This window comes from Methylobrevis pamukkalensis (genome assembly GCF_001720135.1).
Classification (GTDB): domain Bacteria; phylum Pseudomonadota; class Alphaproteobacteria; order Rhizobiales; family Pleomorphomonadaceae; genus Methylobrevis; species Methylobrevis pamukkalensis.
Map to the genome: position 1 here is coordinate 12,007 of NZ_MCRJ01000005.1, position 22,845 is coordinate 34,851.

Consider the following 22,845-nt stretch of genomic DNA (forward strand, 5'->3'; position numbering starts at 1 on the left):
TCGATCTCGGGCAGGACTGAGTCGGGGCCGAGTCTGCCGCCTTTACCCCCCTCCCTGTCCCTCCCCCACAAGGGGGGAGGGGACGCAGGACGCGCCGCCTTCTGCCGATCGGACTTTCGCCGCGACGCACGGTCGATGGGACGCACCTCCTCGCGCCCATCGTCCCCTCCTCCCCTGTGGGGGAGAGACAGGGAGAGGGGTGAGCGGCCCGGCACCGCCCCGGCCACGGACCCGAGACGGGCAACCCCGGAGCGCCCCGCGCCATGAACCTCCTGAAGAACTTTGCCACCGTCGGCGTCGCCACGCTGGTCTCGCGGGTGCTGGGCTTTGCCCGTGACGTGTTCATGGCGACGATGATCGGCTCGGGCCCGATCGCCGACGCCTTCTTCGTCGCCTTCCGCCTGCCCAACCTGTTCCGCCGCCTGTTCGCCGAAGGCGCCTTCAACGCCGCCTTCGTGCCGCTGTTCGCCCGCGCGGTCGAGGAGGGCGGCGCGCCGCGCGCCCGCGCCTTTGCCGAGGAAATCCTCGCGGCGCTGCTGTTCACGCTGATCCTCGTCACCGCGCTGGCCGAACTGGCGATGCCGGTGCTGGTCTACGCGCTGGCGCCCGGCTTTGCCGACGATCCGGCCAAGTTCGGCCTGTCGGTGGACATGACGCGGATCATGTTTCCCTATCTTCTCTGCATGTCGCTGACGGCGATGGCCTCCGGCATGCTGAACTCCATGGGCCGCTTCGCGCTCGCCGGCTTCGTGCCGTCGCTGCTCAATGTCGTGCTGGTCGGCGCGCTTGCCTGGATCTGGCTGGACGGAACGGCGGGCACCGCCGAGGCGGCCTTCGTGCTGTCCTGGGCCGTCTGTGCCGCCGGCTTCATCCAGCTCGGCGCGCTGGTGATCGGCCTTCGGGCGATCGGCTTCTCCCTGCGCCCGCGCCGGCCGCGGATGACGCCGGGGGTCAAGCGACTGCTCGTCCTCGGCGTGCCCGGCGTGATTGCCGGCGGCATCACCCAGATCAACATCGTCGTCGGCACCATCATCGCCTCCACGCAGGCGAGCGCCGTCAGCTATCTCTACTACGCAGACCGGCTCTACCAGCTGCCGCTCGGCGTCGTCGGCGTGGCGATCGGCGTCGTGCTCCTGCCCGACATCACCCGCCAGCTGCGCTCGGCAACCCCCGAGACCGCGATCCACACCCAGAACCGGGCGCTGGAATTCTCCATGGCGCTGACCCTGCCGGCGGCCGTCGCGCTGATGGTGGTGCCGGTCGAGGTCATCCGCGTCCTGTTCGAGCGCGGCGCCTTCACCGCGGCCGACAGCGCCGCCACCGGCGCGGCGCTCGCCGCCTATGCGGCAGGCCTGCCGGCCTTCGTCGCGATCAAGGTGTTCCAGCCCGGCTATTTCGCCCGCGAGGACACGAAGACCCCGACGATCCACGCCGGCATCTCGATGGTGGTCAACGTCGGCCTCGCGCTGGCGCTGTTCCCGGCCTTCGCCCATGTGGGCATCGCGGCCGCCACCTCGGTGGCGCCTGGGTCAACGCGCTGCTGCTCGCCGCCGGTCTGCTGCGGCGCGGCCAGATCGCCCCGGACCGCCTGCTGATGAAGCGCCTGCCGCTGCTGCTGCTCGCCAGCCTGCTGATGGGGGCGGGGCTCTGGTTCGGCGCCGGCCTGCTGGCGCCGTGGCTGACGCCCTCGGCCGGGCTGCTGGCCTCCGCCGCCGCGCTGCTGGCGCTGGTCACGGGGGGCATGCTGCTGTTCGCCGTCTTCGCTGCCCTTACCGGGGCGATCGACTTCCGGCGCTACGGCGGCATGGTCCTCGCGCGCGCCGCCCGGCGAAAAACCCCCGGCGGGCCTTGATCCGGCTCCCGTGTATCGCCATAACCGGCCGACTTTCCGCCCCGCTTCCCAAGGGTCCGCACATGGCCTTCAAGCCTCTGGTCTTTTCCGGCGTCCAGCCACCGGCAACCTGCACCTCGGCAACTATCTCGGGGCGATCAAGCGCTTCGTCGAGATGCAGGCGACCCATGACTGCATCTACTGCGTGGTGGACCTGCACGCGATCACGGTCTGGCAGGACCCGAACGTGCTGAAGACCCAGATCCGCGAGGTCACGGCCGCGTTTCTCGCCGCCGGCATCGATCCGGCGGCGCATATCGTCTTCAACCAGAGCCAGGTCTCGGCCCATGCGGAACTTGCGTGGATCTTCAACTGCGTGGCGCGGATGGGCTGGCTCAACCGCATGACCCAGTTCAAGGAAAAGGCCGGCAAGGACCGCGAGAACGCCTCGGTCGGCCTGTTCTCCTATCCCAACCTGATGTCGGCCGACATCCTCGCCTATCGCGCCACCCATGTGCCGGTCGGCGAGGACCAGAAGCAGCATCTGGAACTGGCCCGCGACACGGCGGCGAAGTTCAACCACGACTTTGCCGCGCGCATTGCCGAGCTCGGCCTTGGCGAAGGCGACGATGGCTTCTTCCCGCAGCCCGAACCGCTGATCCAGGGTCCGGCGACGCGGGTGATGAGCCTGCGCGACGGCGCCAAGAAGATGTCGAAGTCGGACCCGTCCGACAATTCGCGCATCAACCTCACCGACGACGCCGACACGATCAGCCAGAAGATCCGCCGGGCCAAGACCGATTCCGAGCCGCTGCCCTCCGAGATCGAGGGCCTGAAGGCGCGGCCCGAGGCGGACAACCTCGTCGGCATCTATGCCGCGCTCGCCGGCCGGACCAAGGCCGAGGTGCTGAGCGAATTCGGCGGCGCACTGTTCTCGGCCTTCAAGCCGGCGCTCGCCGATCTTGCGGTCGAGAGCCTTGCCCCGGTCGCCGGCCGCATGCGCGACCTTCTCGCCGATCCCGCCCACATCGACGCGGTGCTGGCCGACGGGTCGGCGCGCGCCCGCGCCATCGCCCTGCCGGTGCTCGACAACGTCAAGGACATCGTCGGCCTGCTCCGCAGCGCGCGGTGACACGCAGGTGTGAGCGCCTGCGGCGTTTCACGGGTTGCCGGATCGGCGGCCCGGTGGCAGCATGCCGGCCATGGTGACGAGACGCCTCTCGCGCGAAGAGGGCCACAAGCGCAAGTTCCTGACCGTGATCGACGGCTCGCCCGAATGCGGACGGGCCGTGGCCTACGCGGCTGGCCGCGCGGCCCGCAGCAACGGCGTGGTCGTGCTGCTGTTCGTGATCGAGCCCGGCGAGTTCCAGCACTGGCTCGGCGTCGAGGAGATCATGCGCGCCGAGGCCCGCGAGGAGGCCGAGGCGCGGCTGGCGACCTATGCCGAGGAGGCGCGCCTGCGCTTCGGGGTCGACCCGGAATGCGTGATCCGCGAGGGCCGACTCGCCGAGGAGATCAACGCGGTGATCGACGGCGACGGCGACATCGCGATTCTCGTGCTGGCCGCCTCCACCGAGACCGACGGTCCCGGGCCGCTGATTTCCTCGCTCGCCGGCAAGAGTGGCACCACCTTCCACATCCCGGTGACGATCATTCCCGGCACCATGTCGGACGACGACATTCTCGGTGTGACCTGACATCGGCCCGGAGAAGGGCCGTTCGCCGCTGAATTGCGCGGCATTTCGTTCGTCCCCTCTGCGTGACCGTCACTGCGGCCCGGTCCCGCCGGAGCGGGCGCGGGAGAATCCTCGATTTCCGACTTGATCCGCACGGCCCGCAGGTCCAAGTATAGATTATAGGAATTCCAAGGAGCGGCGGACCTTCCGCCGGAGACAACATGTTCATTCAGACCGAAGCGACGCCGAACCCCGCGACGCTCAAGTTCCTGCCGGGCAAGGTGGTATGGGCCGACGGCCCGCTCGAATACACCACCCAGGAGGCGGCCTCGCGCTCGCCGCTGGCCCAGGCCATCTTCGCCGTGCCCGGCGTCACCTCCGTGTTCTTCGGCTACGACTTCGTGACCGTGACCAAGGACGACAGCGACTGGGCGCACCTGAAGCCGGCGATTCTCGGTGCGATCATGGAGCATTTCGTCTCCGGCCTGCCCGTGGTGCTGGCCGACGAGCCGGTGGTCGCCAGCGCCGAGGACTTCGACGAGGCCGACGCCGAGACGGTCGCCACCATCAAGGAACTGCTGGAGACGCGCGTGCGCCCGGCGGTGGCCCAGGATGGCGGCGACATCACCTTCCGTTCGTTCAAGGACGGCATCGTCTACCTCAACATGCGCGGCGCCTGCGCCGGCTGCCCGTCGTCGACCGCCACCCTGCGCCACGGCATCCAGAATCTGCTGCGCCATTTCCTGCCGGAAGTGGAAGAGGTCCGCGCCGTCAGCTGAGCCGGACGGTTTGTATCTCTGGCGATACCAGATCGATCACGACATCGTGTTTGTCTCGCCTTCAGTGAACAATGTGTCAGCCCCGCGGTAGCTCGTCTTCCGCGGGGCTTTCGTTATCTATGCTGCGTTGCATGAGCGCCGCATGGTGCCATGCACCGGATGCCCGGCTGGCGCCTCTCTGCGCGCCGCCGGAGAGCGTTCCGGGTTTGAATTCCGGCGTGACCGTCCGCAGACCGGACGGCGTATCGCCGGCAGCATGGAGATTTCCGATGGACGCCCTTGTCGCCCGAACCCGCCCCGCGCTCGATGCCGGCGCGCTCGACGTGCTCTTCCGCGAAGCCCGCACCCACAACGCCTGGCTGGACAAGCCGGTCGCCCGCGAGACGCTGGAGGACGCCGCCCGCCTCGCCGGCTTCGGGCCGACCGCCGTCAACGCGCTGCCCGGCCGTTTCGTCTTCGTGACGACGAAGGCGGCGAAGGAAAAGCTGCGGCCGCTGCTCTCGCCCGGCAACGTCGACAAGACCATGTCGGCGCCGGTGACGGTGATCGCCGCCTATGACATGGAATTCTACGAGAAGCTGCCGAAGACCTTCCCCCACGCCGACGCCCGGTCGTGGTTCGCCGGCACGCCGGAGGCCAACATCCGCAACACGGCGCACTATTCGGCCGCGCTGCAGACCGGCTACCTCATCCTCGCCGCCCGCGCGCTCGGCCTCGACGCCGGCCCGATGGCGGGCTTCGACGCGGCCAAGGTCGACGAGGCCTTCCTGTCCGGCACCAGCTGGAAGTCGTCGCTGCTGATCAACCTCGGCTACGGCGACCATGGCAAGCTGCACCCCCGCAGCCCGCGCCTCGACCTCGAGGAATTCGTGCAGTTCGTGTGAGTTGGCGGTCTGGGGTGACATGAGCGGGTGCTGAGCTTGTGGCTCCACCCCTCACCCTGGCCCCGCCGGCCTCGGGTCACCTGCCCCTCGGCGTTCGACCTTCGGTCTCACCCCCCGAGGGGAGAGGGGACGATGAAGGCGAGGGTTTTGTCCCTCGCAGGTCTGTCGCCGAAACGAGACGTCGCTTTTCGACAAGCGTTTGAATCCGGCGTGCCCTCTCCCCGTCGGGGAGAGGGACAGGGTGAGGGGGCGCCGCACGGCACGACCTCTCGAAAATCCGCAAACCCCCTCAGAGATCCTTCTTCCGCGCCGTCGTCGCGAATTCCTCTTCCTGGGCCTTCGACGGCAACTCCCCGGTGGCGACCGCGTGGCGGACCACCCTCGCCATCAGGCTGAGGCCGAGCGGGGCCAGAGCCCGTTCCCAGAGCTCGCGGGCGGTTTCGCCCGTCTTGACGAAGCACCAGTCCTGCATGGCGATCGCGCCGGCGTCCATCCGTTCGGCAAGGTGATAGATCGTGCCGCCGGCAATGGCGTCGCCGGACTTGATCGTCCATTCCACCGCCGCGATGCCGCGGTGGCGCGGCAGCAGCGACGGATGGTAGCCGATGCCGCCGAGGCGGGATCTCGCCAGCGCCTCCGCCGTCACGCGGGCGTGGCTGTGGGCGGTGACGATCAGGTCGGTGCCGTCGGGAATCATCTCGGCCGGCACTTCCATCGGGTCGGCCTGAACGGAGACCGGCAGTCCGGCGTCCGTCGCGGCGGCGGCGAGACGGTCCTCCGCGTCGGGGACGACGACGCTGAGGATCTCCACCCCCGGCTCGGCCCGGAGCACCTCAAGGGCGGTGGCACCGAAATAGCGGGACCCGACGATGGTGATCTTCATGCTCTCTCCTGGCGTCTCTTGGCCTCCGCACGGGTGGCGGAGTGTCTTCGCCGGAGCCTAGCCGAGGCGGTCCGCCCGGTAAACCGGCGGCAGACTACGGACCTGCCGGCTTGCACTTTGGTCGGACCCGGAGGGGCGCAGACCCGCGCCGGCGCTATATCGTCTTCGTCATAGCGACGCGTCGCCATCGTCGCCGGGGCCACCTGTCGGCAACTCCGCGGCAAGGGCGTCGAGATGCTGGCGCGTCAGGTCGCCGGCGGCCCGTTCGATCGCCCGGTAGCGGGCGACGACCACGAGGCCGGCCGGGGTCAGGCTTGCGCCGCCGCCGCGCCGCCCGCCGACCTTGGAATCGACGAGTGGCTTTCCGAACAAGGCGTTGATCTCCTCCACCAGCTGCCAGGCCCGCCGATAGGACATGTCCATCGCCCGTCCGGCGGCCGAGATCGAGCCATGGGCGGCGATCGCTTCCATCAGCGCGATCTTGCCGGGACCGAGCCGGCGCCCGGGGGCAAGTTCGATCCGCAGATGCAGGCGAGGGGTATCCGGCGCGGCGCTCAGCGGGGCCTCCTGGGCAGAGCGGACAGGCAGGCGGCGGCCGCGGGACGATCCGCCGCTCCCTACCAAGGTCCAATGGTCATACGCGATGTCTCGAATTGAATACAGCGCCAGTCACCCAGGGAACAGCCACCCGGGGACGGCCACCAGAGAGGGTCGCGCCATCAACGACGCGCCGCCAGGGACGAGGAGGAGCACGCCATGCTGCACCAGGAGATCGAGAAGCTGAAGGCCCGTGAGTCTGGCGCACGCGCTACGACAACTTCATCGGCGGACAGTGGGTCGCCCCGCTCGACGGCGAGTATTTCGACAACGTCAGCCCGGTGACGGGCAAGACGGTCTGCGAGGTCGCCCGATCGAAGGCCGCCGACATCGAGCTCGCCCTCGACGCCGCCCACAAGGCGAAGGACGCCTGGGGCCGCACCTCGCCGGCCGAACGGGCGCTGATGCTCAACCGCATCGCCGACCGGATCGAGGAGAATCTCGCGATCATCGCCATGGCCGAGACCATCGACAACGGCAAGCCGATCCGCGAGACCACGGCCGCCGACATGCCGCTGACCGTCGATCACTTCCGCTATTTCGCCGGCTGCATCCGCGCCCAGGAAGGCTCCGTCGGCGAGATCGACCACGACACGGTCGCCTATCACTTCCACGAGCCTCTCGGCGTGGTCGGCCAGATCATCCCGTGGAACTTCCCGATCCTGATGGCCGCCTGGAAGCTCGCGCCTGCGCTCGCCGCCGGCAACTGCGTGGTGCTGAAGCCGGCGAGCAGACGCCGATGGGCATCATGGTGCTCGTCGACCTGATCAAGGACATCCTGCCGCCGGGCGTGCTCAACGTGGTCAACGGCTTCGGCATCGAGGCCGGCAAGCCGCTCGCCACCAACAAGCGCATCGCCAAGATCGCCTTCACCGGCGAGACCTCCACCGGCCGGCTGATCATGCAGTATGCCGCCGAGAACATCATTCCCGTGACGCTGGAGCTCGGCGGCAAGTCGCCGAACATCTTCTTTGCCGACGTGATGGCCGACGACGACGACTTCTTCGACAAGTCGCTGGAGGCTTTGCCATGTTCGCCCTCAACCAGGGCGAGGTGTGCACCTGCCCCAGCCGCGCGCTGGTGCAGAAGTCGATCTACGACCGCTTCATGGAAAAGGCGATCGACCGCGTCGAGAAGATCCGCCAGGGCCATCCGCTCGACCCCTCGACCATGATCGGCGCGCAGGCCTCGATCGACCAGCTCGAGAAGATCCTCTCCTACATCGAGATCGGCAAGGCCGAGGGCGCCAAGGTGCTGACCGGCGGCAGCCGCACGGTCCTGCCGGGCGAGCTGGAAGGCGGCTACTACGTCAAGCCGACCGTTCTGGAAGGCCACAACCGCATGCGGGTGTTCCAGGAGGAGATCTTCGGCCCGGTGGTGTCCGTCACCACCTTCGAGACCGAGGACGAGGCGCTGGCGATCGCCAACGACACGCTCTACGGCCTCGGCGCCGGCGTGTGGACCCGCGACGGCAGCCGCGCCTACCGCTTCGGCCGGGCGATCCAGGCCGGCCGCGTCTGGACCAACTGCTACCACGCCTACCCGGCCCACGCGGCCTTCGGCGGCTACAAGCAGTCGGGCATCGGCCGCGAGAACCACAAGATGATGCTCGACCACTACCAGCAGACCAAGAACCTGCTGGTGAGCTACAGCCCGAAGGCGCTGGGCTTCTTCTGAGCGGGGCGGGGGGAGCGGCGCTTCAGGGCGTGGCTCCCCCCTCTCCCTGTCCCTCCCCCTCCAGGGGGGAGGGGACGATGAAGGAGAGGCTGCGCATCTCTCCGACGTATCGCCGAAACGATCATCTGCTTCTTGTCCGGCCCATCCTCCTGCGTCCCCTCCCCCATGGAGGGGGAGGGACAGGGAGGGGGGAGCCACGGGCGCGGACGCCGTTGCCCGCCCCTCACTGAAAACCGAGGAATCCCCCATGACCCCCCGCGTCGTCGCCACCGAGGCCGCCGTCGCCCTCGTCGAGCGGCTGAAGGCAAGGCACGGCCCGCTGATGTTCCACCAGTCGGGCGGCTGCTGCGACGGGTCGGCGCCGATGTGCTATGCGGCCGGCGAGTTCCGCACCGGCGGCAGCGATGTGCATCTTGGCGACATCGCCGGCTGTCCGTTCTGGATGGGCGCGGCCCAGTTCGACTACTGGAAGCACACCCAGCTGATCATCGACGTGACCCCGGGGCGCGGCGCCGGCTTCTCGCTGGAGGCGCCCGAAGGCGTGCGCTTCCTCACCCGCAGCCGGCTCTTCACCGACGAGGAGGGTGCGGAACTGGCCGCCGCGCCGCCCGCCTCCGGCGGCTGACGCCGGCCTTCCAGGGGGGCATTCCCGGGGCCATTCCCCGGGGGCAGGGTCCGGGTCCGTAGTCGTCCCCATGGGAGCGCGCGGAGGATTGCATGGCGCGGAGCCGCGCCTTGGCCTAGGTTCAGGGAACAACGGGTGCCTCGCGGGCAGAGACCGGCGCCGGCCCCGGCGGGAGACTGCCCATGTCCGATTCGTCCCACTCGCCCTCGCCATCGGGGGAAACGACCACCTTCCTGATCGTCGACGATCACCCGCTGTTCCGCGAGGCGCTGCAGAGCGTGATCCGCTGCGACTTCCCGTCGGCCACGATCGCCGAGGCGGGTTCGATCGATCTTGCCTGCGCGAAGCTCGGCGACGGTCTCGACGTCGATCTCGCCCTCGTCGACCTGTCGATGCCCGACACCCACGGCTTCGACGGCCTGCTGCGCCTGCGCACCGCCTTTCCGCGCCTGCCGCTGGCGGTGGTCTCGGCGATGGAGGATCCGCGGATCGTCCGCGAGGCGCTGTCCTACGGCATCGCCGGCTTCATCCCGAAATCCTCACGCCGCGAGGAACTGGCCCGCGCCATCGGCGACATCATGTCCGGCCTCGTCTACGTGCCGGCCGGCACCGAGACGGCCGGCGAGCCGGCGGACCGGGCGCGCGCGGACATCGTCGCCCGCATGAAGACCCTCACCCCGCAGCAGATCCGCGTGCTGCAGATGCTGCGGCAGGGGCTGCTCAACAAGCAGATCGCCTACGAGCTCACCGTTGGCGAGACCACGGTCAAGGCCCACGTTTCGGAGATCCTGCGCAAGCTCGGCGTCTACAGCCGCACCCAGGCGGTGATCGAGGCCGGCAAGATCGATTTTGCGGAGGTTCTCGCCGAAGAGGCGAAGAACTGAAGACGGAGGATCGCCGGGTCATTGCCCTCCCGGACGTTCAGAACTCCACTTCCAGCTCGACGATCTCGTCGGGCTCGGCGAGCGCGCCCTCGGTCCATTCCTCCATCAGCGGCCAGGCGAAGATCCGCTCGCAATAGGCGGCAAGCTCCGGGTCGAGGTCCACCGCATAGGTGCGAAAGCGGGTGCAGACCGGCGCATACATCGCGTCCGCCATCGACAGCTCGCCGAACAGATAGGGGCCGCCGTAGGTCGCGAGGCATTCGCGCCAGATCGCCTTGACGCGCTCCACATCCGGCCGGGCGCCGGAGAAGATCTTGAACGCCTTGTGGCGGGCCTTGAGGTTCATCGGCAGCGCCGAGCGCAGGTTGGCAAAGCCGGCGTGGATCTCGCCGCAGATCGCCCGGCAATGGGCGCGCGCCGCCCGGTCCTTCGGCAGAAGGCCGGATTTCGGGGCGATCTCGGCGAGATATTCGGCGATCGCCCAGGTGTCCCAGACGGTGACGCTGTTGTGGGTCAGCCGCGGCACCAGCACCGAGGGCGAGAGCAGCAGCAGCTCCTGCCGGGCGTCGGGGGCGTCGAGGTCGATCGGGGCGACGTCGAAGTCGAGCCCCGCCATGCGGCACAGCAGCCAGCCGCGCAGCGACCAGGAGGAATAGTTCTTCGAGGAAATGGTCAGTGTTGCCCGTGCCATCGCGCGTCAGCCCTTCCGCGTTTCGATGCGTCCTTCGATCCTCTCGCACTGCGGCAGGAATTGCACTAGCTTTTACGCGAGGCGGCAAGGCGACCACAGGGCGGGCCCGGGGATGCTCTACGAGACCTACCAGTTCCATGACGATCTGATGCTGCCGCTCCGGCTGTTCGCCCGCACCTTCGGCGGCCTGATGCAGGCTCCGTCCTTCGGCGGATCGATGCCGCTGACGCGCCGCTGGCAGGCGGCGCTGGAGATGATCTCCCGCTTCGAGCTGACCCACACGCGGCCGTCCTTCGACATCGCCAAGGTGGCCGTCGGCAACCGCGAAGTCGACGTCACCACCGAGGTCGTGCTCGACCTGCCCTTCGGCAAGCTGCTGCGCTTTGCCAAGGACATCGACAGCCCGCAGCCGAAGCTGCTGGTGGTCGCCCCGCTGTCCGGCCATTTCGCCACGCTGCTCCGCGGCACCGTGGAGACGCTGTCGCGCGACCACGACGTCTACATCACCGACTGGGCCAACGCCCGCGACGTGCCGCTCGCCGCCGGCCCGTTCGGCGTCGACGACTATGTCGCCTACATCATCCGCTTTCTGGAAGAGATCGGCCCCGGCGCCCACGCGCTCGCCGTCTGCCAGCCCTGCGTCCAGACGCTCGCGGCCGTGGCGGTGATGTCGGAGGACCGCAATCCGGCCACCCCGCGCTCGATGACGCTGATGGCCGGCCCGGTCGATCCGCGCGAGAGCCCGACCGCGGTCAACGAGTTCGCGGTGGCCAAATCCCTCGAATGGTTCCAGACCTCGGTGATCGGCAAGGTGCCGGGCCGCTATGCGGGCGCCGGGCGCAAGGTCTATCCGGGCTTCCTCCAGCTCGTCGCCTTCATCGCCATGAACATGGACCGCCACCGCACCGCCCACGAGAAGCTCTATCGCCACCTCTCGCGCGGCGAGGCGGCCGAGGCCGAGAAGATCAAGACCTTCTACGACGAGTATTTCGCGGTGCTCGACCTCACCGAGGAATTCTACCTCGAGACCATCGACCGCGTGTTCCACAAGGCGGAACTCGCCACCGGCGAGTTCACCTTCCGCGGCCGCAAGGTGGACCCCGCCGCGATCCGCAACACCGCCCTGCTCACCGTGGAAGGCGGGCGCGACGACATCTGCGCCCTCGGCCAGACCTCTGCCGCCCACGACCTCTGCCGCTCGCTCCGCCCCCACCTGAAGCGCCACCACCTCCAGGCCAACGTCGGCCACTACGGCGTGTTCAACGGCCGGAAATGGGAGCGGGAGATCTACCCGGTGGTGCGGAACATGGTTTTGGCGATGGAGTGATTTGGAGGGGGCGTGGCGACTGCGGAACCAGCCCCCTCATCCGGCCCTGCGGGCCACCTTCTCCCCCAGGGGGAGAAGGGTAATCCGGGGCGTCATCCGTGCCCCGGTGACGTGTGCACCGTATTGGGGACTCGCCGCTTGTTGCCCTTCTCCCCATCGGGGAGAAGGTGGCCCGAAGGGCCGGATGAGGGGCCCGGGCGCCGGCCAAACCCCGCAAACCCCACCCATCTCACCCCAGCATGTGCGCGAGCAACGCCCGCAATTCCGCCGGGCGGACCGGCTTGTGCAGCAGTTCGGCCTCGGCCTCGCGCACCGCTGCGGCCACCTCGAGGCTGTGGTCGGCGGTGACGACGATCGCCGGCACCGGGCGGCCGGCGAGCTGGCGGAGGTCGGCGATGGCGTCGAGGCCGGTGCGGCCGTCGTCGAGGTGATAATCGGCGAGGATCACGTCGGTGCCGCCGGCAACGCGGGCAAGGGCGATCGCCTCGGCGGGCGAGCGGGCGGCGGTGACCGTGCAGGACCAGCGCCGGAGCAGGGCGGTGGAGGCGGCAAGGATCGCCGCGTCGTTGTCGATCACCATCACCCGCGCCCCGTCGAGGCCGAAGGCCGGCGGACGATCGCGCGCGCGCGTCCGCTTTCGGCGGCCACGGGCTCGGTCAGCGGCAGGCGGATGCGGAAGCGCGTGCCGTGGCCGACCACGGAGCGGAAGGCGACGCCGTGGTCGAGGGCGGCGGCCATGCGCCGCACGATGGCAAGCCCGAGGCCGAGGCCGGCGGCATCTCCGGTGGCGCTGCCGGCGCCGCGGCGGAATTCCTCGAACACGCTGGCATGCTCGGCCTCCGGAATGCCGATGCCGGTGTCGGCCACCTCGACGTCGATCATCCCGGGCCCTGCATGGCGCACGCCGACGATGACGCCGCCGGCCCGGGTGTAGCGCAGGGCATTGGAGATGAGATTCTGCAGGATCCGCCGCAGCATCACCGGATCGGACAGGACGGCCAGCTGCGTCGGCCGGATGCGGAAGGCGAGGTTCTTCTGCGCGGCGATGCGCTGGAAGTCGGAGGCGAGCGCCGCGAAGACGTCCGCCAGCGGCACCGTCTTCACCTCCGGCCGGGTGACACCGGCGTCGAGTTTCGAGATGTCGAGCAGGGTCTTCAGCAGGTCCTCGATCGACGTCAGCGCCCGGTCCACCTGGTCGGCGACGGCCTCGGCCTCCGGGCTGGTCTGCATCTCGATCAGCGCCGAGGTGGACAGCCGCGCCGCCGACAGCGGCTGCAGCAGGTCGTGGCTGGCGGCGGCCAGAAAGCGGGTCTTGTAGGCGTTGGCCTGCTCGGCCTGTTCCTTGGCCAGCCGCAGCGCCTCGTTGGTCGCCTCCAGCCGGTGCAGCACGGCGGTCAGTTCCTCGGTGCGGGACTTGACCTGCAGTTCGAGGCTGATCGCGGTCTGGAACAGCGAATAGGCGTTGCCGTGGACATCCATCGACCGCTCGACCCGGTCCATCAGCGCGGCGTTGATCCGCTCCAGCTTGTGGACGCGGCGGATCAGCGCCGCCTCGGCGTCGTCGATCTCGGTCACGCTCTCGGGCGGGCGCACCACGGGCGGGCGCGGCCGGACCAGGAAGTCCCGGTCGTCGGGCACCGCTCAGCCCTTCCCGCTGCCGAGGGCGACGCCGGTGAAGGTCTGGTTGAGATGCATCGTCCGATACTGCTCGCCGTAGGTGTTGAAGCCGTAGACGTGGTGGCGACGGTAGAGCGCGGCGACGTCCTGCAGCACCTGGCGGTTCTGCGCGTCGAGCCGCCGCAGGATGCAGTCGAAGCCGAGCACGAAATCGACGCTGCCGAGCTCCGCTTCGATCTGCTCGAAGGCGCGGCTCGTGCTCGCCACGAGGTCCACGGGCTTAGCTAGCGTCAGCACGACGCCGTCGTCTATTGCACAAAAGAAGGTGAGCGAGCCGTCGGGATTGGTGTTGCGCAGCGAGCGGCAGAAATACTCGCCGCCGACCCGCACCACCATCGGATGCGAGGCAAAGCCGAAGGGGGTGAGCGTCGCCGGGTCGAGGCCGACCACGTCGGCATATTCGAAGGCCGCCACCTCGGCGTTGAGCTCGTGGACGATGCGCCGCTCCGGTTCGGAGCGGGTCACCACCAGCTTGGTGGCGGTCGGCTCGAAATTCTCGGTCTTGAACACCCGGAACGGATGCTCGGTGTGGACGAGGATCAGCAGCGCGGCGTCCCGGTGCACCGTTCCCTCGTGCAGCAGCGTGGTGCCGTGGAAGGTCAGGTCGTCGCCGGCCGAGCCGCCGACCAGCGGGATCTCGCCGAGCGCCCAGTCGATCGCCGAGACCACGGCCTCCTCGCGGTTGCACAGGCCGTCGATGAAGCTCAGCGCAAAGGTCCGGCCGATCGCCGCGTCCGGGCGGCGACGGACGAGGCTGGCGCGCAGCTGCGCCACCGCCGCCGAGCCCTGGTCGACGCCGAGCCGGCTCACCGCCTCGATCACCGTGGAGACGATGGTGAAGCCCGCCCGCGGGAAGGCGATCGCCACGGCGCCGTGGTCGCTGATGCCGAGGTCGGAAATCTCGCCGGCGCTGGAGCAGCCGGCGATGCGCACGTCCGGCAGCCGGGCGGCAAGGGCCGTGCAGAAGGCCTCGGGGTCGAGGCGCGGCGAGAAGAACACCAGCAGGAATTCGGTGTCCGCCGGATCGATCGCGGCGGCGATCGCGCTCACGGCCTCGTCGGTCGTGGCGTCGGCGATGGCGGCCGTGCGGATGCCGCAGGCAAATGTGTCCCGGATCGGACGGTCGTCCACGCGGCTTGTCCTCCCATTGCGGCGCGGCCGGATCGCGGGTTGCCCGGCCTTCGCTGCCAATCCTTTCACTGCCAGACCCATGCCCGGTCGGCATCCTTTCCCTTTGCCGGCACTATGCCGGCTCGTGGCCACCGCCGGCAAGAGCGGCAAAACGCGTGGCCTGCGCTTGGCAAGCCCTGCGAAAGTACTATGGCCGCGTCCCGGCCGCGATCCCTATCGTTCGCAGTTGACGGTTGCGCCGACGCTTGAAACATTCCAGAGAAGAAGCACCTCGCACGAAGGTGCCGCGAAGGGAGGAGCCTGCTCATGGACATGACGGGAGAATACCGGATCCCGGCATCCCGCGATGCCGTCTGGGCGGCGCTCAACGATCCGGACACCCTCAAGGCCTGCATTCCCGGCTGCGAGAGCCTCGAGCGCGACGGGGAGGCCCTGGTCGCCGCGGTCGTTGCCAAGATCGGCCCGGTCAAGGCCAAGTTCGCCGGCAAGGTCACCTTCGAGGACGTCGATCCGCCGAACGGCTACACGATCTCCGGTGAAGGCAGCGGTGGCGTGGCCGGCTTTGCCAAGGGCGGGGCCGCCGTGCGGCTTGCCGAGGATGGCGCGGACACGATCCTCACCTACACCGCCAAGGCGCAGGTCGGCGGCAAGCTCGCCCAGCTCGGCTCGCGGCTGATCGACAGCACCGCCCGCAAGATGGCGGACGATTTCTTCGGCGCCTTTTCGGCCAAGGTCGGCGGCGATGCGGCGGTTGCCGCCGAGGCTGCTCCGATCGCGGCCGCCCCGGTCTCGGCCGATCCGGTGATGGCAACTCCGGTGACGGGCGTGCCGGTCACCCCCGCCGACGAGACGCCGGTGGAACATGCGATCCATGTGGTCGCCGACGCCGAGAAGCGCGCCGAGGAGGCGGTCGAGACCGCCGCCATCAGGTCCGGACCTGCGGGTCCGATGATGTGGGGCCTGATCGCCCTCGGCGTCGTGGTCGTGCTGCTGCTCGTGACCCAGCTCTGACATCCGGTTCGCTGTGCGGGGCGTCCGGAATGTGCGTGATACATAAAACGATTTAGATCCATGCCGGCCCGCAGGCGGCCCGCATGGAGACGAGGCCGGAAGCGGCGGAAAGCCGCTCCGGGCGAGGCGTGGACAACATCCATCCGAAGGGGAGAAGGCCATGGTATCGGTTTCCTTGACAGTGAACGGCAAGGCGGTGACGCGGGAGGTCGAGGACCGGACGCTGCTCGTCGGCTTCCTGCGCGAGACGCTCGGCCTCACCGGCACCCATGTCGGCTGCGACACCTCGCAGTGCGGCGCCTGCGTCGTCCATGTCGACGGCGTCGCCGTGAAGTCCTGCACCATGCTCGCCGCGCAGGCGGACGGCTGCGCGGTGCTGACGATCGAGGGCCTTGCCCAGGGCGACCAGTTGCACCCGGTGCAGGCGGCCTTCCGCGAGCATCACGGCCTGCAGTGCGGCTTCTGCACCCCCGGCATGATCATGGCGGCGGTGGACATCATCCGCCGCCACGGCCCGGGCATCGACGAGACGACGATCCGTCACGAGCTGGAAGGCAACATCTGCCGCTGCACCGGCTACCACAACATCGTCAAGGCGGTGAAGGCCGCGGCCGAACAGTCCGGCGGCATGGCCGAGGCGGCCGAATAAGCGACGGACGTCCCCATCACGGGTCTTTGGGAGGAGATCATGGGAGTTGAAGGCATCGGCGCGCGCGTGCTTCGCAAGGAGGACAAGCGCTTCATCACCGGCAAGGGTCGCTACACCGACGACATCGAGCTGAAGGACACCACCTACGCCGCCTTCGTGCGCTCGCCGCACGCGCATGCGCGCATCGTGTCGATCGACATCTCGGAAGCAAAAGCCGCGCCCGGCGTGGTCGACGTGCTGACCGGCGCCGATCTCGCCGGCGACCGCATCGGCGGCCTGATCTGCGGCTGGATGATCCATTCCACCGACGGCTCGCCGATGAAGGCCGGCGCGCATCCGGCCATCGCCCACGACATCGTCCGCCATGTCGGCGACCAGGTCGCCGTGGTCATCGCCGAGACCCGGGCCCAGGCCCGCGACGCCGCCGAACTCGTGGCCGTCGACTACGAGATCCTGCCCGCCGTCGTCGATCCGGCCAAGGCCCAGGACGCCGGCGCCCCGCAGATCCATCCGGAAGCCGAGGGCAACCTGATCTACGACTGGAGCATCGGCGACAAGGCGGCGACCGACGCGGCCTTCGCGGCGGCTGCACGCGTCGTGGCGATGGACGTCGTCAACAACCGGCTGGTGGCCAACCCGATGGAGCCGCGCGTCGCGATCGGCTCCTACGATTCGGCCGAGGAGCACTACACGCTCTACAACACCTCGCAGAACCCCCATGTCGCCCGGCTCGTGCTGTCGGCCTTCGTCGGCATCGCGCCCGAGCACAAGCTGCGCGTGGTCGCCCCGGATGTGGGCGGCGGCTTCGGCTCCAAGATCTTCATCTACCCGGAAGAGACCGTCTGCCTCTGGGCGTCGAAGAAGATCGGCGGCCGGCCGGTGAAGTGGACGTCCGACCGCGCCGAGGCCTTCCTGACGGACTGCCACGGCCGCGACCACGTCACCCATGCGGAGATGGCCTTCGACGCCGACAACCGCATCACCGGCTTTCGCGTGCACACGATCGCCAACCTCGGCGCCTACATGTCGACCTTCTCGTCGTCGGTGCCGACCTATCTCTACGCGACGCTGCTCTCCGGCCAGTATGCGATCCCGGCGATCCACGCCGAGGTCGAGGCGGTCTACACCAACACGGTGCCGGTCGACGCCTATCGCGGCGCCGGCCGTCCGGAGGCGACCTATCTGGTCGAGCGGATGATGGAGACCGCCGCGCGCGAGCTCGGCGAGGACCCGGCGGAACTGCGGCGCAAGAACTTCATCCGCTCGTTCCCGCACCAGACGCCGGTCATCATGTGCTACGACGCCGGCGACTACGACAAGACCATGGCGACGGCGCTCGCCGCGGCCGACTATGCCGGTTTCCCGGCGCGCAAGGCCGAGGCCAGGGCGCGCGGCAAGCTGCGCGGCATCGGCCTCTCCTGCTACATCGAGGCCTGCGGCATCGCCCCGTCCCAGGCGGTCGGCTCGCTCGGCTGCGGCGTCGGCCTGTGGGAATCGGCCGAGGTGCGGGTGAACCCGGTCGGTACCATCGAGGTGCTCACCGGCTCGCACAGCCACGGCCAGGGCCACGAGACCACCTTCGCCCAGCTCGTCAGCGAGCGGCTCGGCGTCGGCGTCGACACGGTGCAGATCGTCCACGGCGACACCGACAAGGTGCAGTTCGGCATGGGCACCTACGGCTCGCGCTCCGGCGCGGTCGCATGTCGGCGATTGCCAAGGCGATCGACAAGGTCGAGGTCAAGGTCCGCAAGATCGCGGCCCACCTGATGGAGGCCGCCGAGGGCGACATCGTCATCGAGGGCGGCGAGGTGAAGGTGGCGGGCACGGACAAGACCATGCCCTTCGCCCACGTGGCGCTGGCCGCCTACACCGGCCACAACCTGCCGGGCGGCATGGAACCGGGCCTGAAGGAAAGCGCCTTCTACGACCCGACCAACTTCACCTTCCCCGCCGGCACCTATGTCTGCGAGGTCGAGGTCGATCCGGAGACCGGCAAGACCACGATCGAGCGCTTCGTCGCGGCCGACGACTTCGGCAACATCATCAACCCGATGATCGTCGAGGGCCAGGTCCACGGCGGGCTGGCGCAGGGCATCGGCCAAGCGCTGCTGGAAGGCGTCTCCTACGACCAGGAGAGCGGCCAGCTGCTCACCGGCTCCTACATGGACTACTGCATGCCGCGCGCCGACGACGTGCCCTCCTACGAGATCTTCCACGAGTGCACGCCGTGTCCGGGCAATCCGCTCGGCATGAAGGGCTGCGGCGAGGCCGGCGCCATCGGCTCGCCGCCGGCGGTGATCAACGCCATCACCGACGCCATCGGCGTGCGCGACATCGCCATGCCGGCGACTCCGGCGAGGGTGTGGCACGCCCTGCAGGGCGCGGCCGCCTGAGACCCGAGGCGGCCGGGAGATCGGCCGCCCGGCGATGCGAGGCGCAGACCCTTCTCCCCTCGGGAGAAGGTGCCCCGAAGGGGCGGATGAGGGGGCTGCGGCGCTGGTGCTCTCCCCCTCGTCCAGCCTCTGGCCCTCTCTCCCGCGAGGCGAGAAGGGTTCCGCCGCTGCCGCCGTCGCCGACCATGCCATGCACACCATCATCCCATGGGGAGACCGCCATGTATGAAACCAGCTACAAGCGCCCGGCCAGCCTCGCCGAGGCCGCGGCGATCATCGCCGCCGATGACGAGGCCAAGTTCCTTGCCGGGGGGCAGACCCTGCTCCCGACCATGAAGCAGCGGCTCGCCGCGCCGTCGCAACTGGTCGACATCGCCCGCCTTGCCGAGCTCAAGGGCATCTCGGTGTCGTCCGAGGCGGTGACCATCGGCGCGGCCATGACCCATTATTCCATCGCCTCGTCGCCCGAGGTGCAGGGCGCGATCCCGACGCTGGCCAAGCTCGCCTCCGGCATCGGCGACCCGCAGGTGCGCCATCGCGGCACGCTCGGCGGTTCGCTCGCCAACAACGATCCGTCCGCCGACTATCCGGCCGCCGTGCTGGCGCTTGGCGCGACGCTGGTGACCGACCGGCGCGAGATCGCGGCGGACGACTATTTCCAGGGCATGTTCACGACCGCGCTGGAAGAGGGCGAGATCCTCGTCCGCGTCGTCTTCCCGATTCCGCGCAAGGCCGGCTATTCCAAGTTCCTCAACCCGGCCTCGCGCTACGCCATGGCCGGCGTCTTCGTGGCGACGCTGGCGGACGGCGCGGTACGTGTCGCCGTCACCGGTGCCGGCCAGGGCGGCGTGTTCCGCGCGACCGCGATGGAGGAGGCGCTGGGCGACAACTGGAGCGCGGACGCCGTCGCCGGCATCAAGGTCGACCCCAGCGACATGCTCTCCGACATCCACGGCGACGCCGCCTACCGGGCAAACCTCGTCAGCGTGATGGCCAAGCGCGCGGTTGTCGCGGCAGCGGGGTGAGGTGAAGGGGGGAGGGGCGGCCCGTTATGCCGCTTCCCCCTCTCCCTGTCCCTCCCCCTCCAGGGGGGAGGGGACGCAAGGAGATGGCGCTTTCGCCCCTCCAGCGTCTCGGTTCGGCGCGACGTTCATAAGGGACGGCATCCTCCCCTTCCTCGTCCCCTCCCCCCTGGAGGGGGAGGGACAGGGAGAGGGGGAGCCACACGCACGACGCCAGACGTAGCCAGATCATCACCCCATCCATCCCCCGCCCACATTCTCACCCTGCCGAAAACATGGGCTGGACCGTCGCCGCCCGTGCCTGTAATTTTTGTTACAACGATCCCGCCGGCCCGCATCGGCCGTGCAGAGCGATCGACCGATCGGGAGGACGCTGACCATCGAGATGACCGGCCGCCGGCCGGTCCGCGCCCTTTCGACCGACGAGCCTCAACGATGACCTACCGCAGCAGCGCCGGCCGCCAGACCTGGGTGTTCTCCGACCTGCGGGAGCTGATGGCCAAGGCGACGCCGCCGCGCTCGGGCGACATGCTGGCCGGCATTGCCGCCGGGTCGGCCGAGGAGAATGTCGCCGCGAAGATGTGCCTTGCCGACGTGCCGCTGAAGGCCTTCCTCACCGAGGCGCTGGTGCCTTACGAGACCGACGAGGTCACGCGCCTCATCATCGACAGCCACGACGACCGCGCCTTTGCGCCGGTGTCGCATCTGACGGTCGGCGCCTTCCGCGACTTTCTCCTCTCGGAGACCACGACCACCGAAGTGCTGACGGCGCTCGGCCCGGGGCTCACGCCGGAAATGGTCGCCGCCGTCTCCAAGCTGATGCGCAACCAGGATCTGATCCTGGTGGCGAAGAAGTGCCGGATCGTGACGCGGTTCCGCAACACCATCGGCCTGCCCGGCACCATGGCGGTGCGGCTGCAGCCCAACCACCCGACCGACGACCGCGCCGGGGTTGCCGCCTCCGTGGTCGACGGGCTGATGTATGGCTGCGGCGACGCGGTGATCGGCATCAACCCGGCCTCCGATTCGGTGGAGACCATGGGCGACCTCGCCCGCCTGTTCGACGAGATCATCGGCCGCTTCGACATCCCGACCCAGTCCTGCGTGCTCACCCATGTCACCACCTCGGTCAGGCTGATCGAGAAGGGCGCGCCGATCGATCTCGTGTTCCAGTCGATCGCCGGCACCGAGGGCGCCAACCGCTCCTTCGGCATCGATCTCGCCGTCTTGAAGGAGGGCCGCGAGGCGGCGCTGTCGCTCAAACGCGGCACGCTCGGCGACAACGTGATGTATTTCGAGACGGGGCAGGGCTCGGCGCTGTCGGCCAATGCCCATCATGGCGTCGACCAGCAGACGCTGGAGGCGCGGGCCTATGCGGTGGCGCGGGCCTACGCGCCGCTGCTGGTCAACACGGTGGTCGGCTTCATCGGCCCCGAATATCTCTACGACGGCAAGCAGATCATCCGCGCCGGGCTGGAGGACCACTTCTGCGGCAAGCTGCTCGGCCTGCCGATCGGCTGCGACGTCTGCTACACCAACCACGCCGAGGCCGACCAGGACGACATGGACACGCTGCTGACCCTGCTCGCGGCGGCCGGCGTCACCTTCGTGATCGGCGTGCCGGGCGCCGACGACGTGATGCTGAACTACCAGTCGACCTCGTTCCACGACCAGCTCTACGTGCGCGAGGTGATGGGGCTGAAACGGGCGCCGGAGTTCGAGGAGTGGCTGTTCCGCTCGGGTCTCTCCACCCGCGACGGCCGGATCCGCGCCCGGCCCTCGCAGCTCTCCCTCCTCTCCGCGCCGATGGACCTTGCCGGATGACCGACCTCGACGCGACCCCAGCTCTCGATGAGACGCCAATTCTCGACGCGACGACTGACCTTGACGCCGTCTGGCGCCGCCTTGCCAGCCTCACCCCCGCCCGCATCGGCCTTGGCCGTTCCGGCGCCGGCCTGCCGACCGCCGAGGTGCTGCGCTTCTCGCTGGCCCATGCCCAGGCGCGCGACGCGGTGCTGACGCCCTTCGACGCGAAGGCCTTCGTCGCCGAACTGACCGCGCTCGGCCTGCCGTCGGTGGAGGTGTCGAGCGCCGCGCCGGTGCGCGACGTCTACCTGCGCCGCCCCGATCTCGGCCGCCGGCTCGACGAGACGGGCGCGGCCCGGCTCGACGCGCGGCCGGAAAAGGGCGCCGATCTCGCGGTGGTCGTTGCCGACGGCCTGTCGTCGACGGCGATCGCCGCCAACGCCGCCGCCTTCCTCGCCGAACTGCTGCCACGCCTCGGCCGGCTCGGCCTGTCGCTGGCGCCCGTGGTGGTGGCGAGCGGCGGCCGGGTTGCCCTCGGCGACGAGGTGGGCGAGCGCCTCGCCGCGAAGATGGTGCTGGTGCTGATCGGCGAGCGGCCGGGCCTGTCCTCGCCAGACAGCCTCGGCGCTATCTCACCTATGGCCCGAAGGTCGGGCGCAGCGATGCGGAGCGCAACTGCATCTCCAACATCCGCAACGGCGGCCTCGCGCCCGCCGCCGCCGCCTTCAAGCTCGCCTGGCTGATCGAGGCGGCCTTCGCCCGGCGCCTGACCGGGGTGGATCTCAAGGACGAGAGCCCGGCGATGCTCGGGGTCGAGGCGCGGACGCTTCTCGCCGGTGACGAGGGCGTCCCCTCGTGATCGGAGATCCGCTCTCAGGCGCGCCGGAGGGCGGCCTCGATCTCGCCGACGCTGCGATCGACCAGATCCTTGGCAAGGTCCCCCACCACCCGTGACGCCAGCACGCCATGGAAATGCCGCCGCAACTCGCCGAGGGTTCTCGGATCGGCGATCACGAACAGCCGCTCGATGTGGCCGCCGAGCGCCTGCCGGTTGAGATGGTCGGCGGCGGCGGCGGCAAAACCGTCCTCGCCAAGCCTAGCGTCGTCGGGATTGGCCGACGAACTTCTGTGGCGGGCGCCCGATCCCCGCGTGTCGCCCTCGATCTGCGGAACCTCCAGCGGCTCCAGGTCGATGTCCGGCTCGTGTGCCCTGTTGCGGAAGAGAAGCAGCGTCCGGCCGTCCGCCACTGCCACCGTCGTCCCGTTCGGCAGGATCATGGTCCGTCCTCCTTTTCTGACCGA

At 69.3% G+C, this 22,845-nt stretch carries 19 protein-coding genes and 4 pseudogenes; 16 read left to right on the forward strand and 7 right to left on the reverse strand.

Going from position 1 to position 22,845, the window contains the following annotated elements; all coding sequences use genetic code 11:
* Positions 1–263: 263 nt before the first annotated feature.
* The 6 genes and pseudogenes from murJ to A6302_RS01800 all read left to right on the forward strand — a co-directional run bounded on the left by murJ (position 264) and on the right by A6302_RS01800 (position 5,170).
* Positions 264–1,595, forward strand: a complete 1,332-nt coding sequence (gene murJ / locus A6302_RS01780; protein WP_342586189.1) for a murein biosynthesis integral membrane protein MurJ — start codon at positions 264–266, stop codon at positions 1,593–1,595.
* Positions 1,595–1,852: a hypothetical protein gene (locus A6302_RS26415; RefSeq protein WP_342586190.1), complete on the forward strand. Its 258-nt coding sequence runs from the start codon at positions 1,595–1,597 to the stop codon at positions 1,850–1,852. Before murJ ends, A6302_RS26415 begins: the two co-directional genes overlap by 1 nt.
* A 62-nt stretch (positions 1,853–1,914) precedes the next feature.
* Positions 1,915–2,963 (forward strand): annotated as a pseudogene (trpS, locus tag A6302_RS01785) (tryptophan--tRNA ligase).
* Between the two features lie 70 nt (positions 2,964–3,033).
* A complete protein-coding gene (locus A6302_RS01790) occupies positions 3,034–3,528 on the forward strand; it encodes a universal stress protein (protein WP_069305633.1) in 495 nt (164 codons plus the stop codon).
* A gap of 200 nt (positions 3,529–3,728) precedes the next feature.
* Positions 3,729–4,286, forward strand: coding sequence for a NifU family protein (locus A6302_RS01795; RefSeq protein ID WP_069305605.1), 558 nt, complete (start codon positions 3,729–3,731; stop codon positions 4,284–4,286).
* A 269-nt stretch (positions 4,287–4,555) separates the two neighbouring features.
* Positions 4,556–5,170, forward strand: coding sequence for a malonic semialdehyde reductase (locus tag A6302_RS01800; protein WP_069305606.1), 615 nt, complete (start codon positions 4,556–4,558; stop codon positions 5,168–5,170).
* 289 nt (positions 5,171–5,459) lie between these two features.
* On the opposite strand, the gene A6302_RS01805 is transcribed toward A6302_RS01800, so the two are convergent.
* Both A6302_RS01805 and A6302_RS01810 read right to left on the reverse strand, forming a co-directional pair.
* Entirely contained in the window at positions 5,460–6,053 is a 594-nt protein-coding gene (locus A6302_RS01805) for a formyltransferase family protein (protein WP_069305607.1), read from the reverse strand.
* 168 nt (positions 6,054–6,221) lie between these two features.
* Positions 6,222–6,578 carry a winged helix-turn-helix domain-containing protein gene (locus A6302_RS01810; protein ID WP_245293860.1) on the reverse strand — a complete coding sequence of 119 codons (357 nt, stop codon included), beginning with the start codon at positions 6,576–6,578 and terminating at the stop codon, positions 6,222–6,224.
* Between the two features lie 296 nt (positions 6,579–6,874).
* Between A6302_RS01810 and adh the strand changes: the two are divergent.
* The 3 genes and pseudogenes from adh to A6302_RS01825 all read left to right on the forward strand — a co-directional run bounded on the left by adh (position 6,875) and on the right by A6302_RS01825 (position 9,836).
* Positions 6,875–8,327: pseudogene (gene adh / locus A6302_RS01815) on the forward strand (aldehyde dehydrogenase).
* Positions 8,328–8,574: 247 nt separating this feature from the next.
* A complete protein-coding gene (locus A6302_RS01820; protein ID WP_069305608.1) occupies positions 8,575–8,952 on the forward strand; it encodes a DUF779 domain-containing protein in 378 nt (125 codons plus the stop codon).
* Positions 8,953–9,134: 182 nt separating this feature from the next.
* A complete protein-coding gene (locus A6302_RS01825) occupies positions 9,135–9,836 on the forward strand; it encodes a response regulator transcription factor (RefSeq protein WP_069305609.1) in 702 nt (233 codons plus the stop codon).
* Between the two features lie 37 nt (positions 9,837–9,873).
* Here the strand turns inward: A6302_RS01825 and A6302_RS01830 are convergent, their stop codons facing one another.
* Entirely contained in the window at positions 9,874–10,527 is a 654-nt protein-coding gene (locus A6302_RS01830; protein WP_069305610.1) for a glutathione S-transferase, read from the reverse strand.
* 112 nt (positions 10,528–10,639) lie between these two features.
* Between A6302_RS01830 and A6302_RS01835 the strand changes: the two genes are divergently transcribed.
* The gene (locus A6302_RS01835) at positions 10,640–11,854 is read left to right on the forward strand and encodes a polyhydroxyalkanoate depolymerase (protein ID WP_069305611.1); all 1,215 of its coding nucleotides are present in this window, start codon (positions 10,640–10,642) and stop codon (positions 11,852–11,854) included.
* Between the two features lie 229 nt (positions 11,855–12,083).
* Here the strand turns inward: A6302_RS01835 and A6302_RS25965 are convergent, their stop codons facing one another.
* Genes A6302_RS25965 through A6302_RS01845 form a run of 3 tightly spaced genes read right to left on the reverse strand, consistent with a single transcriptional unit; the run spans position 12,084 to position 14,662 of the window.
* Positions 12,084–12,434 carry a response regulator gene (locus tag A6302_RS25965; protein WP_425349102.1) on the reverse strand — a complete coding sequence of 117 codons (351 nt, stop codon included), beginning with the start codon at positions 12,432–12,434 and terminating at the stop codon, positions 12,084–12,086.
* Positions 12,434–13,492 carry a sensor histidine kinase gene (locus A6302_RS01840; RefSeq protein WP_425349103.1) on the reverse strand — a complete coding sequence of 353 codons (1,059 nt, stop codon included), beginning with the start codon at positions 13,490–13,492 and terminating at the stop codon, positions 12,434–12,436. Before A6302_RS01840 ends, A6302_RS25965 begins: the two co-directional genes overlap by 1 nt.
* 3 nt (positions 13,493–13,495) lie before the next feature.
* Positions 13,496–14,662 (reverse strand): FIST N-terminal domain-containing protein, encoded by a 1,167-nt coding sequence (locus A6302_RS01845; RefSeq protein WP_069305612.1) that lies wholly within the window; start codon positions 14,660–14,662, stop codon positions 13,496–13,498.
* Positions 14,663–14,968: 306 nt separating this feature from the next.
* Here A6302_RS01845 and A6302_RS01850 point away from each other — a divergent pair, with 306 nt between their 5' ends.
* The 6 genes and pseudogenes from A6302_RS01850 to eutC all read left to right on the forward strand — a co-directional run bounded on the left by A6302_RS01850 (position 14,969) and on the right by eutC (position 22,402).
* The gene (locus tag A6302_RS01850; protein ID WP_069305613.1) at positions 14,969–15,673 is read left to right on the forward strand and encodes an SRPBCC family protein; all 705 of its coding nucleotides are present in this window, start codon (positions 14,969–14,971) and stop codon (positions 15,671–15,673) included.
* A gap of 160 nt (positions 15,674–15,833) precedes the next feature.
* A complete protein-coding gene (locus A6302_RS01855; RefSeq protein WP_069305614.1) occupies positions 15,834–16,322 on the forward strand; it encodes a (2Fe-2S)-binding protein in 489 nt (162 codons plus the stop codon).
* Positions 16,323–16,361: 39 nt separating this feature from the next.
* Positions 16,362–18,715, forward strand: a pseudogene (locus A6302_RS01860) (xanthine dehydrogenase family protein molybdopterin-binding subunit).
* Positions 18,716–18,936: 221 nt separating this feature from the next.
* On the forward strand, positions 18,937–19,740 hold the full coding sequence (locus A6302_RS01865) for an FAD binding domain-containing protein (RefSeq protein WP_069305615.1): 804 nt from the start codon (positions 18,937–18,939) through the stop codon (positions 19,738–19,740).
* 432 nt (positions 19,741–20,172) lie between these two features.
* A complete protein-coding gene (locus A6302_RS01870) occupies positions 20,173–21,561 on the forward strand; it encodes an ethanolamine ammonia-lyase subunit EutB (RefSeq protein ID WP_069305616.1) in 1,389 nt (462 codons plus the stop codon).
* Positions 21,558–22,402: pseudogene (gene eutC, locus A6302_RS01875) on the forward strand (ethanolamine ammonia-lyase subunit EutC). The gene A6302_RS01870 and the pseudogene eutC overlap by 4 nt, the downstream one beginning before the upstream one ends.
* 14 nt (positions 22,403–22,416) lie before the next feature.
* On the opposite strand, the gene A6302_RS01880 reads toward eutC, so the two are convergent.
* Entirely contained in the window at positions 22,417–22,821 is a 405-nt protein-coding gene (locus A6302_RS01880) for a host attachment family protein (protein ID WP_069305617.1), read from the reverse strand.
* Positions 22,822–22,845 lie beyond the last annotated feature (24 nt).